Source organism: Noviherbaspirillum malthae (assembly GCF_015352985.1).
GTDB lineage: Bacteria > Pseudomonadota > Gammaproteobacteria > Burkholderiales > Burkholderiaceae_D > Noviherbaspirillum > Noviherbaspirillum malthae.
In genome coordinates this window covers 1-16,955 of record NZ_JACYXF010000036.1, presented here as the reverse complement: position 1 = coordinate 16,955, position 16,955 = coordinate 1, and the positions used below count along the sequence as shown (strand labels likewise).

General features: G+C 59.1%; 19 protein-coding genes. 5 read left to right on the top strand and 14 right to left on the bottom strand.

The annotated features are described in order from the left end of the window. Positions 1 to 25: 25 nt before the first annotated feature. The 3 genes from IGW03_RS25505 to tyrS form a co-directional block, all read right to left on the bottom strand. Positions 26 to 664, bottom strand: coding sequence for a YbhB/YbcL family Raf kinase inhibitor-like protein (locus IGW03_RS25505; RefSeq protein WP_194725354.1), 639 nt, complete (start codon positions 662 to 664; stop codon positions 26 to 28). 67 nt (positions 665 to 731) lie between these two features. Further along, complete coding sequence (gene dtd / locus IGW03_RS25500) at positions 732 to 1,187, bottom strand: D-aminoacyl-tRNA deacylase (protein WP_194725353.1); 456 nt, start codon at positions 1,185 to 1,187, stop codon at positions 732 to 734. Positions 1,188 to 1,191: 4 nt separating this feature from the next. Next, a complete protein-coding gene (gene tyrS, locus IGW03_RS25495; RefSeq protein ID WP_194725352.1) occupies positions 1,192 to 2,448 on the bottom strand; it encodes a tyrosine--tRNA ligase in 1,257 nt (418 codons plus the stop codon). A gap of 249 nt (positions 2,449 to 2,697) precedes the next feature. Between tyrS and IGW03_RS25490 the strand changes: the two genes are divergently transcribed. Both IGW03_RS25490 and IGW03_RS25485 read left to right on the top strand, forming a co-directional pair. After that, on the top strand, positions 2,698 to 4,089 hold the full coding sequence (locus IGW03_RS25490; RefSeq protein WP_194725351.1) for a M23 family metallopeptidase: 1,392 nt from the start codon (positions 2,698 to 2,700) through the stop codon (positions 4,087 to 4,089). A 79-nt stretch (positions 4,090 to 4,168) separates the two neighbouring features. Further along, the gene (locus tag IGW03_RS25485; RefSeq protein WP_194725350.1) at positions 4,169 to 5,305 is read left to right on the top strand and encodes an anhydro-N-acetylmuramic acid kinase; all 1,137 of its coding nucleotides are present in this window, start codon (positions 4,169 to 4,171) and stop codon (positions 5,303 to 5,305) included. Positions 5,306 to 5,423: 118 nt separating this feature from the next. On the opposite strand, the gene erpA is transcribed toward IGW03_RS25485, so the two are convergent. The 6 genes from erpA to rplM all read right to left on the bottom strand — a co-directional run bounded on the left by erpA (position 5,424) and on the right by rplM (position 9,088). After that, complete coding sequence (erpA, locus tag IGW03_RS25480) at positions 5,424 to 5,774, bottom strand: iron-sulfur cluster insertion protein ErpA (protein WP_151638851.1); 351 nt, start codon at positions 5,772 to 5,774, stop codon at positions 5,424 to 5,426. A 56-nt stretch (positions 5,775 to 5,830) separates the two neighbouring features. After that, positions 5,831 to 6,220 carry a bactofilin family protein gene (locus tag IGW03_RS25475; RefSeq protein ID WP_194725349.1) on the bottom strand — a complete coding sequence of 130 codons (390 nt, stop codon included), beginning with the start codon at positions 6,218 to 6,220 and terminating at the stop codon, positions 5,831 to 5,833. A gap of 11 nt (positions 6,221 to 6,231) precedes the next feature. Next, on the bottom strand, positions 6,232 to 6,960 hold the full coding sequence (locus IGW03_RS25470; protein ID WP_194725348.1) for a DUF6776 family protein: 729 nt from the start codon (positions 6,958 to 6,960) through the stop codon (positions 6,232 to 6,234). Positions 6,961 to 6,999: 39 nt separating this feature from the next. After that, complete coding sequence (gene argC, locus IGW03_RS25465) at positions 7,000 to 8,043, bottom strand: N-acetyl-gamma-glutamyl-phosphate reductase (RefSeq protein ID WP_194725347.1); 1,044 nt, start codon at positions 8,041 to 8,043, stop codon at positions 7,000 to 7,002. 214 nt (positions 8,044 to 8,257) lie between these two features. Continuing rightward, a complete protein-coding gene (rpsI, locus tag IGW03_RS25460; protein WP_194725346.1) occupies positions 8,258 to 8,650 on the bottom strand; it encodes a 30S ribosomal protein S9 in 393 nt (130 codons plus the stop codon). Positions 8,651 to 8,659: 9 nt separating this feature from the next. After that, on the bottom strand, positions 8,660 to 9,088 hold the full coding sequence (rplM, locus tag IGW03_RS25455; protein ID WP_194725345.1) for a 50S ribosomal protein L13: 429 nt from the start codon (positions 9,086 to 9,088) through the stop codon (positions 8,660 to 8,662). Between the two features lie 336 nt (positions 9,089 to 9,424). Between rplM and IGW03_RS25450 the strand changes: the two genes are divergently transcribed. Next, a complete protein-coding gene (locus tag IGW03_RS25450; protein ID WP_194725344.1) occupies positions 9,425 to 9,871 on the top strand; it encodes an OsmC family protein in 447 nt (148 codons plus the stop codon). A 90-nt stretch (positions 9,872 to 9,961) separates the two neighbouring features. Here the strand turns inward: IGW03_RS25450 and coq7 are convergent, their stop codons facing one another. Then, a complete protein-coding gene (gene coq7, locus IGW03_RS25445; protein WP_194725343.1) occupies positions 9,962 to 10,588 on the bottom strand; it encodes a 2-polyprenyl-3-methyl-6-methoxy-1,4-benzoquinone monooxygenase in 627 nt (208 codons plus the stop codon). Positions 10,589 to 10,985: 397 nt separating this feature from the next. Here coq7 and IGW03_RS25440 point away from each other — a divergent pair, with 397 nt between their 5' ends. Together IGW03_RS25440 and IGW03_RS25435 are read left to right on the top strand one after the other, a co-directional pair. Then, positions 10,986 to 12,041, top strand: a complete 1,056-nt coding sequence (locus IGW03_RS25440; RefSeq protein ID WP_194725342.1) for a porin — start codon at positions 10,986 to 10,988, stop codon at positions 12,039 to 12,041. 409 nt (positions 12,042 to 12,450) lie between these two features. Beyond that, positions 12,451 to 13,470 (top strand): porin, encoded by a 1,020-nt coding sequence (locus IGW03_RS25435; protein WP_194725341.1) that lies wholly within the window; start codon positions 12,451 to 12,453, stop codon positions 13,468 to 13,470. A gap of 259 nt (positions 13,471 to 13,729) precedes the next feature. On the opposite strand, the gene IGW03_RS25430 is transcribed toward IGW03_RS25435, so the two are convergent. The 4 genes from IGW03_RS25430 to IGW03_RS25415 form a co-directional block, all read right to left on the bottom strand. Beyond that, positions 13,730 to 14,560, bottom strand: coding sequence for a DUF3025 domain-containing protein (locus tag IGW03_RS25430; RefSeq protein ID WP_194725340.1), 831 nt, complete (start codon positions 14,558 to 14,560; stop codon positions 13,730 to 13,732). Between the two features lie 41 nt (positions 14,561 to 14,601). Then, a complete protein-coding gene (gene pyrC / locus IGW03_RS25425) occupies positions 14,602 to 15,660 on the bottom strand; it encodes a dihydroorotase (protein ID WP_194725339.1) in 1,059 nt (352 codons plus the stop codon). Positions 15,661 to 15,802: 142 nt separating this feature from the next. Next, the gene (locus tag IGW03_RS25420) at positions 15,803 to 16,531 is read right to left on the bottom strand and encodes an amino acid ABC transporter ATP-binding protein (protein WP_194725338.1); all 729 of its coding nucleotides are present in this window, start codon (positions 16,529 to 16,531) and stop codon (positions 15,803 to 15,805) included. Positions 16,532 to 16,596: 65 nt separating this feature from the next. Then, positions 16,597 to 16,955 (bottom strand): amino acid ABC transporter permease (locus IGW03_RS25415; protein ID WP_194725337.1); only part of this gene is annotated, 359 nt, incomplete at its 5' end.

Below are 16,955 nucleotides of genomic sequence, written 5' to 3'. Positions count from 1 at the left end.
CGTTTATGAACTGTTTGCGGTTCGCTTATTTCACCGCGACCTGCGGATTGAGGGTGTAGATGCCGGTGATTTTCGCTTCGGCCAGGATGTGGCCCTGCATCGCCTCGCGTACCTGCGCGCCGGTGAACTTGCCGTCGACAGGCAGGCGTTCGACGTCGAGCGCATACAGCGTGAAGACATAATGATGAAGGATGGAGTCGTTCCATGGCGGACAGGGGCCGTCGTAGCCATGGTAATCGCCCGACATGTCGGCGTCGCCGGCGAACCAGCCGGTGTAGTCATTGATGCCATGGCGCCCGGCGCGGCCGCCGCCGATGTCCGGGCCCGGCTTGCCGCGTGCGGTCACTTCGCTGCTGTACTGTCCGGCCGCGATGGCCTGCATGCCTGCGGGCAGGTCGACCAGCGTCCAGTGGAAGAAATCCACGCGCGGAAGATCGGCCGGCACGGTCTTGCCTTCCTGGTTCACATCGTCGCCGCGCGACGGTACGTCGATATCATGGCAGATCAGTGCGAAGGACTTGGTACCGGCCGGCGCGTCGCTCCAGGCGAAATGCGGATTGCGGTTGGAAGACATTGCGACATGCGCTGCGGGGTCGATCACGCAGAATGCAAATTCCCCCGGAATCGGTTCGCCGTCCTTGAATGACTCACTCCAAAGCTTCATCGTAGCCTCCTCTTCATCGCTGGTTGATTGGTTGACGAGTTGCAAACATGAAAACGCCTATTGTCCCTCAAGCCGGGATTTGCGGCTTGACCTGCAGCCAGAACGTCACCGGACCGTCGTTGGTCAGCGAGACCTGCATGTGCGCGCCGAAGCGGCCGGTCTCCACCTTGCCGTGTCGTACACGCGCCGCTTCCACGAAATGATCGAACAGGCGCTTTCCCTCTTCCGGCGTGGCGGCGCGTGTAAACGATGGCCGGGTACCCGAGCGGGTATCGGCGGCCAGCGTGAATTGCGGCACCAGCAGCAGGCCGCCGCCGGTGTCGGCGACGCTGCGGTTCATCTTGCCGGCGTCATCGGCGAACACCCGGTAAGACAGCAGCTTGGCCAGCAGCGCCTCGGCCTCTTTCGCCGTGTCGTTGCGTTCCGCGCAGACCAGCACCATGAGACCGGCGTCGATGGCGCCCGTCACTTCGCCTTCAACCGTCACGCGCGCTTCAAGCACGCGCTGCAGCAGCGCGATCATGCGCTCAGGCCAATGTGACGCGCGCGAACTTGCGCTTGCCGACCTGCAGCACGAAAGTGCCGGCCTCGACCTTCAAACCCTTGTCGCTGACGGTATCGCCGTCGATGCGCACGCCGCCCTGCTCCACCATGCGCAGCGCTTCGGAAGTCGACGCGCACAGATTGGCCTGCTTGAGCAGCTGACCGATGCCGAGCGGCGCGCCCGACAGGCTGACCTCGGGAATATCGTCGGGAATGCCGCCCTTGGCGCGGTTGTTGAAGTCGGCCAGCGCATCCTCGGCGGCCTGCTTCGAATGGAAGCGGGTGACGATTTCCTGCGCCAGCAGCACCTTGACGTCGCGCGGATTGCGGCCGCCTTCGACTTCCTTGCGGAAGGCGGCGATCTCGTCCAGCGAACGGAAGGACAGCAGTTCGTAGTAGCGCCACATCATGGTGTCGGAGATGCTCATCAGCTTGGCGAACATGGTGTTGCCGGGTTCGGTGATGCCGACGTAGTTGCCCTTGGACTTCGACATCTTCTCGACGCCGTCCAGGCCTTCGAGCAGGGGCATGGTCAGGATGCACTGCGGCTCCTGTCCGTAATCCTTCTGCAGTTCGCGGCCGACCAGCAGGTTGAACTTCTGGTCGGTGCCGCCGAGTTCGAGATCGGACTGCAGCGCCACGGAATCGTATCCCTGCATCAACGGATAGAGAAGTTCATGCACGGAAATAGGCGTGCCAGCTTTGAAACGTTTTGTAAAATCCTCACGTTCCAGGATGCGCGCGACCGTATATTTTGCGGATAGCTGGATCATTCCGCGCGCACCCAGCGGATCGCACCATTCCGAGTTGTAACGAATCTCGGTGCGGGCCGGGTCAAGCACCAGGCTGGCCTGCGCAAAATAGGTCTTCGCGTTTTCCTCGATCTGCTCCCGCGTGAGAGGCGGACGCGTGACATTCCGGCCGGACGGATCGCCGATCATGGACGTGAAGTCGCCGATCAGAAAGATGACCGTGTGCCCCAGGTCCTGCAGCTGGCGCATCTTGTTCAGCACCACGGTGTGACCGAGATGCAGGTCGGGCGCAGTCGGATCGAGTCCCAGCTTGATCCGCAGAGGTTTTCCCGTTTGCTCCGAGCGCGCCAGCTTCTGCGCGAATTCGGATTCGATCAGCAGTTCGTCGACACCGCGTTTGGCAATGGCAAGCGTTTCCATGACGGAGTCCGACAAGGGCAATGACTGCTGCGGGGTATTGTTGTTCTGCAATGTCTTGGAGGTGTCCATGGGCTGACCAAAATTAATATTTAACTGTGAAAAATCAATACGATCGCTTTGATATAATCTCTGCTACTTTTCAGCCGTGCAACCTGTTGTCGTTGTTGCATGACAGAACTAGCGAAGCATGTGACGGATCATCAACGCTTCGGGCTGCTCCAGGAAGTGCCGCCGGCATTCCCTCGCTGGCACCAGCCCGCATGATCGCAACACAGGGTCACAGGCTTCTTGGCTAAACCGCAAATTCTAACTTATTGCATGCTCCCTACAGACAAATTCATGAGCCTGGACTCGAGCAGCAAGTCATCCCCCGGTGCAGCGCGCAAGACGCGCATCATTTCGGCCACAGCCATCTTCCTCGCGGTATGCGCCTTCGGCGCGGCCGGCGTGGCACCGATGGCTCCCGACGCCTCCGACCTTCCGGTCACCTCCATTACCGAAGAACTGAACGTTCCCAGCCTCTCCGAACAGATCGCGCAGCTGCAGGCCGATAGCCAGAGCTATCTTCGCGAGGAAAGGGTGCGGCCGGGCGATACGCTTGCCACGCTGCTGTCGCGCCTCGGCGTCAATGACGACGCCGCCGCGAACTTCATCAAGTCGGACAAGCTTGCGTACAACGTACTTCAGCTCAAGGCAGGACGCCGCATCCAGGCGGAGACCGACAAGGATGGCCAGCTGCACCGCCTGATGACGACGCTGACGGACAATACCGGACAAACGGTGAAAAACCTCGTCATCGCCCGCAACGGCAACGGCTTCACCGCCAGCGAGGCTCCCACCGCGCTGGAACGCCGCGTCGAGATGCATTCCGGTGAAATCCGCTCCTCGCTGTTCGCCGCTACCGATGCTGCACAGATTCCGGACAGCGTGGCAAGCCAGATCGTCGACATGTTCTCCACGAACATCGACTTCGCCTCGGACTTGCGCAAGGGCGACCGTTTCAATGTCGTTTATGAAACCTTCTGGCAGAACGGCGAATTCGTTCGTGCCGGCCGCGTTCTCGCCGGCGAATTCCGCAATGGCAGCAACCGCTACCAATCGGTATGGTTCGACGAACCCGGCAGCAAGCAGGGTGGCGCCTACTACTCGTTCGACGGCAAATCCCTGAAGAAGGCCTTCCTCAAATCGCCGCTGGAGTTTTCCCGCGTCTCTTCCGGGTTCTCCATGCGCCAGCATCCGATCTCGGGACAGTGGCGCCGCCATGAGGGTGTGGATTTCGCCGCCCCCACCGGCACGCCGATCCGCGCGTCCGGCGATGGCGTGGTCGAATTCGTCGGCGTCCAGACCGGCTATGGCAACGTGATCGTGCTCAAGCACTGGAACAATTATTCGACCGCCTATGCTCACATGAGCCGCTTCGCCTCCGGCTTGCAGAAGGGAGCGAAGGTCAACCAGGGCGAGGTGATCGGCTATGTCGGCAGCACCGGCTGGTCCACCGGCCCGCATCTGCATTACGAGTTCCGGGTCAACAATCAGCCGCGCGATCCGATGTCGATCGACATCCCCAACGCGCAGCCGCTGGCCGGCGCCGATCTGCAGCGATTCCGTGAAGTGGCTGGCGAAATGACCCACCGCTTTGCACTGCTCAACCCGGCGGAAAAGCCGGTCAAAGACGGCAAGGACGTCGGTACCAAACTGGCATCGAAATAATTTGTATGCCGGCGCCCGCCGGTGGACAGCGAACCGTTGACGAGCCTGTAGAATCAGCAGGCTTCTCAACGGTTTTTTTATGCCTGATTCTTCTACACAATACTTCATCGGCCTCATGTCCGGCACCAGCATGGACGGCATCGACGGCGTGCTGGCCGAATTCTCCGGCGCCGAAGGCGAACGGATTTCGACGCTTTCCACCGCCTACCTCCCCTTCCCCGAGGCCTTGCGCGCAGACTTGATGGCACTGCAGGCGCCCGGTGACAACGAGATCCACCGCGAGGCGCTGGCCGCGAACCTTCTCGCGCAGCAGTATGCCGAGTGCGTGCGCAAACTGCTTGCCGAGGCGGCCATCGATGCGTCACGGATCAATGCCATCGGCGTTCACGGACAGACCATCCGCCATCGCCCCGAGCTCGGCTATACGCGCCAGACGAACAACCCCGCCCTGCTGGCCGAACTTGCCGGCATCGACGTGATCGCTGATTTCCGCAGCCGCGACATTGCCGCCGGCGGACAAGGCGCGCCGCTGGTTCCCGCCTTTCACCAGGCTGTCTTCGGCGAACCGGGCGAAGTCAGGACCGTGGTCAATATCGGCGGCATGAGCAATATCAGCGTGTTGAGAGAAGGCGGCGGGATTCTCGGTTTCGATACCGGACCGGGCAACGTGCTGATGGATGCCTGGATTGCCGAACACCTGGGAAAGGCCTATGACGCCAACGGTACATGGGCATCGGGTGGTGCAATAGTGCCGGCCCTGCTGCGTGAACTGATGGCGGAGCCCTTCCTCTCGCTGCCGCCGCCGAAGAGCACCGGCCGCGACCTCTTCGACCGCGCCTGGCTCGAAGCGCGACTGCAGGCCTGCCCCGGAATTCCTGCGCAGGATGTACAGGCGACATTGACGGCATTCACCGCCCATACACTCGCCGATGCGATCGCCGTGCATGCAGCCGATGCCCGCAATGTCTATGTCTGCGGCGGCGGCGCATACAACGCCCACCTGATGCAGCTATTGCAGCAGGCGCTCGGCGAGCGCGGCCAATCCGTTTTTGTGCATTCGACCGATGTGCTCGGCATCTCGCCGAATCATGTGGAAGCGCTGGCGTTTGCCTGGCTGGCCTGCCGGCATGTACAGCGCAAGGCGGGCAATCTCGCCACCGTCACTGGCGCGGCGGGGCCGCGGATACTTGGCGCGTGCTATCCCGCCGGCGGATGACAGACCCGGAAGGCGACGACGGAGAAACAACGAGGGAAAAATAAAAAACGCAGGTCCGGCCTGCGTTTTTTATTGGATCTGGCAGGCTGATGCAGAGACAAGCACCAGCGGGACAAACTTATGCGGAGAAGGAGGAGCCGCAGCCGCAGGTGGTGGTTGCGTTCGGGTTCTTGATGACGAACTGCGCACCTTCCAGGTCATCCTTGTAATCGATTTCCGCGCCGACCAGATATTGATAGCTCATCGAATCGATCAACAGCTGGACGCCGTTCTTCACCATGGTGGTGTCGTCTTCATTCACGATTTCATCGAATGTGAAGCCGTACTGGAAACCGGAGCAGCCTCCGCCCTGTACGAACACGCGGAGTTTCAGGTCGGGGTTGCCTTCTTCTTCGATCAATTGCGCAACTTTCGCCGCGGCACTATCAGTGAAGACAATCGGTGCGGGCATTTCGGTAACTGCATTCATGTGGGAGCTCCTGCAAAAGCAAAGGTCAATGCTTGATTATAGACGCTTGGCGCATTTCACGTATTCGACATCGCCAGCTTGAGCACCGGCTCGCCAACCTGCTCATGCGTCAGTTTTCCGGAAACGATGGCACCGCCGTGCATTTCCAGCGCCTTGTAATGCACATCTCCAGTTATGCGGGCGCGCGGCTGCAATTCAAGCAGTTCCGACGAATGCACCGGACCGATGATTTCGCCGTTCACGACCAGATGCGCCACCCGGACTTCGCCTTCGACCTTTGCATGTTCGGAGATCACCAGCATGCTGGGCTCGTCGCCGCTTGCAATTACATTGCCGATGACTTGGCCATCGATGCGCAAACCGCCCTGGAAGTGCACATTGCCTTCGATCTTTGTCGATATGCCAATCAGACTGTCAATCGTGCCTTTTGTTTTGCGGCCTAACATGGGGCTCTCCTTTAAAAATTCGCAGACAGTTGCGCCCGAACTTGTCCCTTGTCGAGAACGCGCGCCTGTACCAGTTTTGCTACGCTTCCTTCCGGCAGGGTGAGAATTCCTTCAACGCGCTGGTAATGCCGGAAGCTGAGCTTGAACTTGTCCTGCTCGGCCGAGGCGGCTTCGGGGAAAACTATCATAGCACTCTTGCCTGTCTGCAACGTATTGACGCTTAGTTGCAGGTTCCCAGTGAACAACTGGTCACCCTTTCCTCCCTGCATGATCAGCAAACGATACCTTACCTGGTTGGGCGCAATTTGATCAATCTTCAATCGGCGAATCGTAATGCCCTGCGGCCCTGTTGCGTTCGGCAGCAGACTTTCAAAGAAAGCAAGATCTTCCTTGAGCCGCATGTTCTCCGATTCCAGCGTCTTGACCTGGGCGGCCAGCTGCTTCTGGGCAGAGCGCTCGATGTTGAGCTGGCTTTCCGCGGCATTGGCTGTGGCCGAGTAGGCATCCCGCTCGGCGCTCAAGGTCTCGATCTGGCTCTTGTAGCGGGACAACTGGGCCCGGAAGGTATGGGGGTCGGCGCCGGGCAGCACCTGCCCGTTGTCGAATGCCCACATTGCCGCAGCACCTGCCAGGCCGATCGCAACGATCAAAAGTGCGCGAACCGGCCAGGGCAATGCGCGCTGCACGGTGAGTTTGGGCAGCGCCACCGGAACGCGGCGGCGCGACAGCCGATACTTCATCAATATCAATGCAACGTAAGGTTGATCAACACATACCGTTTACGGCAGTACCGGAACCTGCGTCAGGCCGGTAGTCTCATCAATGCCGAACATGATGTTCATGCACTGCACCCCCTGGCCGGCCGCGCCCTTCACCAGGTTGTCTTCCACCACCAGGATAACGAGCAGGTCGCCGCCATCCGGGCGGTGCACCGCGATTCTCAGCTTGTTGGATGCGCGCACCGAGCGGGTTTCCGGATGGCTGCCGGGCGGCATGACGTCCACGAACTTTTCGCCTTCGAAGTGGCGTTCGTACAAGGCCTGGAAATCCACGTCGCGCGCTTCGGGCAGGATATTCGCATACAGCGTGGAATGAATGCCGCGGATCATCGGAACCAGATGGGGCACGAAGGTCAGCCCGATCTTGCGGCCGGCGATCGCCTGCAGGCCCTGCGTGGTTTCCGGCAGATGCCGATGTCCCTTGACGCCGTACGCCTTGAAGTTGTCCGACGCTTCGGCCAGCAGCGTATGCACTTCCGCCTTGCGGCCTGCGCCGGAAACTCCCGACTTGCAGTCCGCGATCAGCATGGATTCATTGACCAGCGGCTTGCCTTGGGCGAGCAGCGGCGCATAGCCGAGCTGCATCGAGGTCGGATAGCAGCCGGGCAGACCGATGAGACGCGCCTTGCCGATGGCTTCACGGTTGACTTCCGGCAGGCCATAGACGGCTTCCTCCAGCAGATCGGGGCAGGAATGCGGCATGCCGTACCACTTCTCGAACGTCGCCGTGTCCTTGATGCGGAAATCCGCAGCAAGGTCGATCACCTTGACTCCTGCTGCCAGCAGCTCCGGCGCCTGCGCCATCGCCACGCCGTGCGGCGTGGCAAAGAACACGACGTCGCATTCGTTCAGTTTGGCTTTATCGGGCGAGGAGAACGCCAGCGACACATGGCCGCGCAGCGACGGAAACATGTCGGCGACCGGCATGCCGTCTTCCTTGCGCGACGTGATGGCAGTAAGTTGCACCTGCGGATGCGCTGCGAGAAGACGCAGCAGCTCGACGCCCGTATATCCTGTACCGCCGACGATACCGACCTTGATCATGGTATTTCCTTGCCAAAAAATGATTTCAACTTCGAAATTCTAACAGTGCGGACGATTTGGTTCCGGCTGCATTTCCGTCGCGAAGTCGACACAATAATGAAGTGACGGCTTGGTGCCGGCATCACATCCGCATGCTCGCCGCAAGCCGAAAAGCAAAAAACAAAAAGCCGCCAGGCGCGAACCTGACGGCTTTTCGATGCTCTGAAAACGCAGATTAGCGCTTGGAGAACTGTTTTGCGCGGCGTGCTTTACGCAGACCGACTTTCTTACGCTCGACTTCACGTGCATCACGTGTGACGAAACCGGCTTTGGCCAGTTCCGGCTTCAAACCTGCATCATAGTCGATGAGTGCGCGGGTGATGCCGTGGCGAACAGCACCTGCCTGGCCGGACTCGCCGCCGCCGTGCACGTTGACCAGGATGTCGAAACGCTCGACATTGCCGGTCAGTTCGAGGGGCTGACGAATCACCATCAGACCGGTTTCACGGGAAAAGTATTCCGCGGCCGGCTTGCCGTTGACAACGATGTTGCCGCTGCCCGATTTGATGAAAACACGAGCCACTGCACTCTTGCGACGGCCGGTTCCGTAGTTGTAGTTACCGATCATGTCCGTTCCTTAGATTTCGAGTGGCTTGGGTTGCTGAGCCGCGTGCGGATGGGTGCCATCGGCATAGACCTTCAGCTTCTTGATCATGGCGTAGCCAAGCGGGCCCTTGGGCAGCATGCCCTTGACCGCTTTTTCCAGCGCACGGCCCGGAAAACGCTGTTGCATTTTCAGGAAATTGGTTTCGTAGATACCGCCCGGATAGGTCGAGTGACGGTAGTACATCTTGTCCAGAGCCTTGTTGCCGGTCACGCGCAGTTTGCCTGCATTGATGACGACGATGAAGTCGCCCGTGTCGACGTGGGGAGTGAACTCGGGTTTGTGCTTGCCGCGCAGTCGGAGTGCCACTTCGCTGGCAACACGTCCGAGGACTTTGTCCGTTGCGTCAATCACGAACCACTCGCGCTGCACCTCATGGGCTTTAGCGGAAAAGGTTTTCATGATGATTTCCTAAAAAGATAAAAACGCTCAAATTGGCGGTTCCGGTTCGATACTGCATGCCGGACTCTTCCTTGTTGTCTTTTCCTGAGCGAACGGAAAGCCTGAAAGTATAGCCTTTTCAAAGACTTGCCGTCAAATGATTATCGATGCAGCCGCTGACGCTCCGGCTTCCGAAGCCAATCTGCCTTGCGCAGGCACGTAACCGACAGCCCGAACCCACTCTCTTCCGTGCTTCGCGGAAGGTGCCGCCGGCATCGTCGCTGGCGGCGCACCTGCCGATAGAACCATTCTGAAAATAGTTACAATACCGCCTTCCGACTTGAGCGAGATTAGAAAATGGAATGCACAGTACGCTGGACCGGACTTTCCGGAATGACTTTTTTGGCGGAAACGGGTTCCGGCCATGTGGTCGCCATGGACGGCGCTCCTGAAGGCGGAGGACGCAATCTTGCGCCTCGCCCGATGGAAGTCGTGCTGGCGGGTACCGGTGGATGCACCGCCTATGACGTGGTCCTGATCCTGAAGAAAAGTCAGCAGGATGTGCGCGGCTGCGATGTCACGCTCAAGTCCGAGCGCGCCGAAAAGGATCCGAAAGTCTTCACCAAGATCCATTTCCACTTCACCGTACGCGGCCGCAATCTCAAGCCGAACGTCGTCGAAAGAGCGATCAAGCTCTCCCACGAAAAGTACTGCTCGGCCTCCATCATGCTGGAAAAGACGGCCGAGATGACGCATTCATTTGAAATCGTCGAAGACCTGGAGGAAAGCGCACCGCAGGAATGACGCGTGCGCTTCGGCCAACCCGGCATTTTCCGGAAGAGGCGCCGCCTTCCGGAAAATGCCGACGAACGGCTGGCCTCCTTGAATCAAAGTTCAGATGTAGTAAGCGGTTCCCGTCATGACTTTTGACATCGCCTTCATGACCAGCCGCACAGGGGCCGGCATGTCGGCTGCGCCCAGTTCTTTTGCATGCGCGCCATGCGCCGCCTCGTCTTCCCTCATCTGGTCGACAATGATGCGCGACTTGCTGTCATTGGCCGGCAGCGTTTCCAGGTGATCGATCAGGTGCGCTTCCACCTGGCGCTCGGTTTCCACGACGAATCCCAGACTATGCGCATCACCCATGCGGGCGGCAATTGCGCCGATTGCATAGGACCCTGCATACCACAAGGGATTGAGCAGGCTGGTGCGGGAGCCGAGTTCGCGCAGCCGCTCCGAGGTCCATGCGAGATGGTCTTCCTCTTCCCGTCCTGCCTGCTTGAACTGCTCCTTCAGATGCTCGCTTCTGGCGAACTGCGCCTGCGAGTCGTAGAGAGCCTGCGCACAAACCTCTCCGACATGGTTCACCCGCATCAAGCCCGCACTGTGGCGACGTTCGGATTCCTCCAGTTGCGCATCCGCCACCTTCGCTGCGGGATTTTGACGCGACGCATGCGCCACGCCGGCGACGACACGCAGCATTTTGTCAAAGCCAATCAGGACCTCATCGAGATGCGGCATCAAAAATTCTCCTTTGACTGATTAAGTGAGTGACAGCAGGCATGGGGCTCCTGTCGCCATGTCCTGCCTATCGATTCGTCACATCCTGCGAATCAAGGTTGGGGTCGGCAGGCAGATTTAGTACGCCCGTACCAAAATAAAACGATCAGGCGGCTTTTTTGTTGCCAACAAGTCACGAAAAGCGAAAAATTTGTTGTTACTCAACCACATATTCCGCGGCAAATCGTCTTATGCGCCAAATTCCCTTTGCCCAAAGCGCCCACATTTGATGAAATCACCATAACTTCTTTACCAGAAGGTCAGAAGTTCCAGGCGCCGCGCTGACTTTTGCAAGCATGGCGACTGAGAAAAAAGGCAACAAAAAAATTTTAGCATGCCAACCCTTGGAGATAATTTAATGAAAAAGTCGCTTCTCGCACTGGCAGTCATTGGTGCATTTGCAGGTGCTGCTCAAGCACAAACCAGCGTAACCATCTACGGTTCCATCGACGCTGGCCTGCGTTATACAAACAATGCTGATGCTGCGGGTAACAGCCGCATTCAAATGGGCGGATTCAGCAACGGTAACTTCAACCGTAACCGTATCGGCTTTAAGGGCGTTGAAGATCTGGGCGGCGGCATGAACGCTCACTTCACATTGGAAACAGGCTTCAACTCCGGCACAGGCTCCCTCGACAACGCTGCTAACAAGCTCTTCAACCGTTCCGCATTCGTCGGTCTGGGCGGCGCATGGGGCTCTCTGGACCTCGGCCGTCAGTACTCGGTCAACTTCAAGACGATCGCTCTGTACGATCCGTTCTCCTACAAGTTCACCAGCATCGTTCCGCTGGCCGGCAACGGCGGCCTGACCTGGCTGGATAACGACATCCAGTACACCGGCACATTCGGTCCGATCACTGCACGTGCAGAATGGGCGCTGGGCGAAGTTGCAGGCAGCACCCGCAACGGCGCCACACGCGCAGTCGGCGTCGGCTACAGCGGCGGTCCTTTCGCTGCTGGCGCTTCGTACACACGTCGTGACGCTGCAACCACTCCGGCAGGCGCTCCGTTCGTCGACGTGACTAACTGGACAGTCGGCGGCGCATTCACAACCGGCCCGTTCCGTGTTGCGGCTGGTTACGCCAAGCAGGAAACCGACGTTGCCGGCGGCACCAACGACGTCAATGACGCATGGGTTGGCGGCAGCTGGACCATCACACCGGCCACTCAGCTGACAGCCGGCTACTACCGTACCAAGCTGGATGCCGTGGCTGCAGGTGCAGACGTCCGCCGCAACACCTGGATCGTCGGCGCGACTTACGCATTGTCCAAGCGTACCAACCTGTACGCTGACATCGATCGCAGCTCCTACACCGGTGCAGGCAATCCTGCAACTTGGGGTATCCAGCGTGCTGCTGGCGCTACCTTCTCCAACGTCACCGGCGTTTCGATCGGCGTGAACCACCTGTTCTAATAAGGCAGGCGAAAACTTCGGCTCGGTGCCAAGTACCCGGGCCAAGTTGTTTAACCTGATTTAAAGCCGGCCTCCTTCGGGTGGTCGGCTTTTTTATTTGGCCACAGCCTGCCCTGCCGAAATCGAAGTGCGCCTCTCCCGGCTCACAAAGAGTGAAAGTCGGACAATTACCAAAAGTCGGTTAGCCACCCAATTGGACAATAACGTTGCAAAGCCACCACAAAAACCGCTTCGAGTGATGTAAAAATCGAAATTCCCTTTGTCCTTCCGGCCGATATTTGATGAAATAAGCATCGGCTTCTTAGTTAAATTCTAAAGAAGCATCGCCTTCAGGCAGACGCCTTTACCTTGGCAGTCCGCCGAACGCACTACTAAAAATTTAGCTCGATAAACCTTTGGGGATTATTCAATGAAAAAATCGCTTCTCGCGCTTGCAGTTCTGGGTGCTTTTGCGGGCGTAGCTTCCGCACAGTCCAACATCACCATCTACGGCGTGGCAGACGTCGCAATCGAGCGTTTCAAGACTGATCCGGGTGCATCGGCAACTCGCCTGTCCAGCGGCGTTCAGTCCGGCAGCCGTATCGGCTTCAAGGGCACAGAAGACCTGGGCGGCGGTCTCTCCGCTTCCTTCACTCTGGAAAACGGTTACGACATCAGCACTGGCGCAGCAGCACAGGGCGGTCTCCTCTTCGGTCGTCAGGCTTGGGTTGGCCTGAATGGCGGCTTCGGTTCCGTCAAGCTCGGCCGTCAGTACACTCCGATCTTCGGCGCGCTGGATTCCATCGATCCGTTCGGCACAGGCATCACTGGTGACGGCTCGGGCATCATCGCCGTGTTCCGTCCGTACGGCGTTCGCATGAACAACACCATCAACTATTCCGCAAGCTTTGCTGGCATCAACGGCCAACTGGCATACGGTCTGGGTGAAGTGGCAGGCAGCAGCTCCATCGGCCGTCAACTCGGTGCATCGCTCGGCTACAACAACGGCCCGATCACTGGCGTGTTTGCTTATCATGACCAGAACACAGCAACTGCTGCTGGCGTAGACACTGGCAATGCTCGCACCTTCCTGCTGGGCGGCGCGTTCAACTTCGGCGTTGCAGCTGTTCACGCAGCATACGCAGACAACCGTGACGAAGGCGCAACTGGCATCCGTACCGGCCGCAGCCGCGACTACATGCTCGGCGCAAGCGCACCGATCGGCGCAGGCAGCATCATGGCAGCATACGTTCGTCATGACGACCGCTTCGGCGCTGGTGCAGCTGACGCTGACTACTGGCAGGTCGGCTACAGCCACAGCCTGTCCAAGCGTACTAACCTGTACACCTCCTACTCCATCATCAAGAATGATGGCGCAGCGACATTCGGTGGTGCAGCAGCAGGCGGCGACGCAAGCTGGCTGAACGTTGGTATCCGTCACCGCTTCTAATCCATTGCGGACGTAAGTCTGCTTTGATTGGACAACAAAAAAGCACCTTCGGGTGCTTTTTTGTTTTTAGTCTGCGATTGTTAGCGTTAATTATTAGAGCTGGGTGCGAGTATCGATCTTGAATGTCGAAGTCTTTGCTTAATGCACTGTTTTCCTTAATCCGCTTGCAACGAAATCAGTATCAGCCTGTAGCGTTTACGATGACCGATCCAGTCGTCCCGTACAACTCAGAAGCAGATAAATTTGCAGGCTGCCATTTCTATTTTTCTTCCTCTGCAGCTTGCGAGCCGCTCGGCGGATCCTGCCGACGTTTGGGGCGAAATACCTTAACGTCGGCATAGAATTCCTCATCCTGCCGCGCATGCCACCCCGGTACGCCCAGAACCGGCAGCGGATTGTAGACGCGCATCGAGATCCCGCTTTGCAGTGAAGGCGCGATGGTTTGATCGAGCCATTGCCGCCGCCTGTCTTCGGTCCACGAAAAGTATTCGTTATCAACCAAGAGCGGCCAGGCATGGGCCGTAATCGCCTTGAACGGCGTGACCAGCTTCTCGATGAGCGCATGGCCGAACAGCCGCACCTCGCAGGCATGGATGAATTGCTGGCGCCGCTCGATGAAAAGCTCTCTCCATCGATGTTCCCGCAAGGCGTCTATCAGGGCTGGCTCGGAGGTGACGAAGATGGCTGCGTTTTCGTCGAAAATCGTCGCGACGTCACGTGCCATGCCGCGCTGCGGCGGCACACCCTGATTCTTGGCAAGCTCGCTTGCCTGCAAGCTGTTGAGCTGGCGCTTGATGGATGGAAAACCGAGCCACATCAGCGCATTGAAGAAGTCGTGCAGGTTTTCGCGCGTAGGCACCCCGCCGGTTTCACTGATGAAGCCTTCATAAGGCATCCCGGCAGGCAGATCGGCTTGCGGCACAAAACGGATGGGCAAGCCGCGGTGATTGCATAGTCCCTGCTTCGCTGCGATCTCGTTGGCGATGTCACGCCAGTATGCGCCGGGCCGAAGCATGGCCAGGCCGAGATCACGCACAGGGACCAGCCAGGGCCGGTCCCAATCGATTTCGGCGAAGACAGCGGGGTTCATTCGAACGATCTAATTTCTACCCGCGGCACCCGTTGCGTGAATCAAACCAGCTTCCACCCGATCGGCTCGCCGCCATTCAAGGGCACGACCGTGGTATCGCCCATCGGCAATTCAGCGGGTAGTGTCCATTGCTCGCGCTGCAGCGTTACCGTGCCGGTATTGCGCGGCAGGCCATAGAATGCCGGTCCGTTGAAGCTTGCGAACGCCTCCAGCTTGTCCAGCGCACCTGCCTGGTCGAATGCCTGGGTGTACAGCTCCATTGCATGCAGTGCCGTATAGCAGCCGGCGCAGCCGCAGGCATGCTCCTTCAAGCCCTTGGGATGCGGTGCGGAATCGGTGCCCAGGAAAAATTTCGGATTTCCCGAGACGGCCGCCTTGACCAGTTCCTTGCGGTGCTCTTCCCTCTTCAGCACCGGAAGGCAATAGTAGTGAGGGCGAATACCGCCCTTGAATATCTCGTTGCGGTTGTACAGCAGGTGATGGGCGGTGATGGTGGCACCGATCGGGCCTGCCGCCTCGGTTACGTACTGCGCCGCATCCTTGGTCGTAATGTGTTCGAAGACGACTTTCAATTCCGGCATGTCGCGGCGCAGCGGCTGCAGCACGCGGTCGATGAATGCCGCCTCGCGATCGAAGATATCGATGTCGGAATCCGTCACTTCGCCATGCACCAGGAAAGGCATGCCGACTTCCTGCATAACTTCCAGCGTCTTGTAGCACTTTGTCAATGCCGTCACGCCGGCATCGGAATTGGTGGTCGCGCCGGCCGGGTAGAGCTTGACGGCGTGGATGAAGCCGCTGTCCTTGGCACGGCGTATTTCATCCGGCGGCGTGTTGTCGGTCAGGTACAGGGTCATCAGCGGTTCGAACTGCATGTCTGCCGGCAAGACTGCCAGGATGCGCTCTCGGTAGGCCGCCGCCTGCGCGGTGGTCGTGACCGGCGGCTTGAGATTCGGCATGACGATCGCGCGAGCGAACTGGCGCGCGGTATGCGGAAGAACGCTGGCAAGCGTGGCGCCGTCGCGCAGGTGAAGGTGCCAATCATCCGGACGAGTGAGGGTAATGCTGGAGGGCTGGGAGGTAGTAGCTGGACTGGACATGGTGTGGCTTTCTCGAAAGAGCCGCTATTTTACCTTTCACAGTGCGCGATAGAGGCAGACGCTTTTTCATTCCCGACTGCAATGCCCAATAAAAAAGCCGTCCCGGATACTTCGGAACGGCTTGTGCGGCCTGCTTGAACGTTCAGTGCGTAATGATCTTGGCCAGGAAGTCGCGCGCCCGCTCCGAGCGAGGCGCGCCGAAGAACTCGTCCTTGGTGCAGTCTTCAACGATATGCCCGCGGTCCATGAACACCACCCGGTTGGCCACCTTGCGCGCAAACCCCATCTCGTGCGTGACCACCATCATCGTCATGCCTTCCTGCGCCAGCCCCACCATCACGTCCAGCACCTCGTTGATCATCTCCGGGTCCAGCGCCGACGTCGGCTCGTCGAACAGCATCGCGATCGGGTCCATCGACAGCGCCCGCGCGATCGCCACCCGCTGCTGCTGGCCGCCCGACAGCTGACCCGGAAACTTGTCCTTCTGTGCAATCAGCCCCACCCGGTCCAGGTACTTCAGGCCCTTCTCGGTCGCCTCGTCCTCGCTCCTGCCCAGCACCTTGACCTGGCCGATCGTCAGGTTCTGCCGGATCGACAGATGCGGAAACAGCTCGAAGTTCTGGAACACCATGCCGATCCTGGCCCGCAGCTTCGACAGGTTGGTCTTGGCATCGCCCACCGACACGCCGTCCACCAGGATCTGCCCTTTCTGGAACGGCTCCAGCCCGTTGACCGTCTTGATCAGCGTCGACTTGCCCGAGCCCGACGGCCCGCACACCACCACCACCTCGCCCTTGGCCACCTGCGTCGTGCAGTCGGTCAGCACCTGGAAGCTGCCGTACCACTTGCTGACGTCTTTCATTTCAATCATGTTCTCTCCTCAATCCGGTATTCAAACTGCGTATGTTCGGCCATGCCCGGGCACGCTCAGCGTCCTCAGCGAATGATCGCCACCTTCTTCTGCAGCTGCTTGACCAGCAGCGACAGGCCGAAGCAGATGATGAAGTACACCACCGCCACGAACAGGTACATCTCCACCAGGCGGCCGTCGCGCTGCGCCACCTTCGAGGCAGCGCCCACGAAGTCGGTGATCGACAGCACGTACACCAGCGACACGTCCTGGAACAGCACGATGGTCTGCGTGAGCAAGACCGGGATCATGTTGCGAAACGCCTGCGGCAGCACGATGTTGCCCATGGTCTGCCAGTAGTTCATGCCCAGCGCCTGGCCGGCCCAGACCTGGCCGCGCGGAATCGACTGGATGCCGGCGCGCATGATCTCGCAGTAGTAGGCCG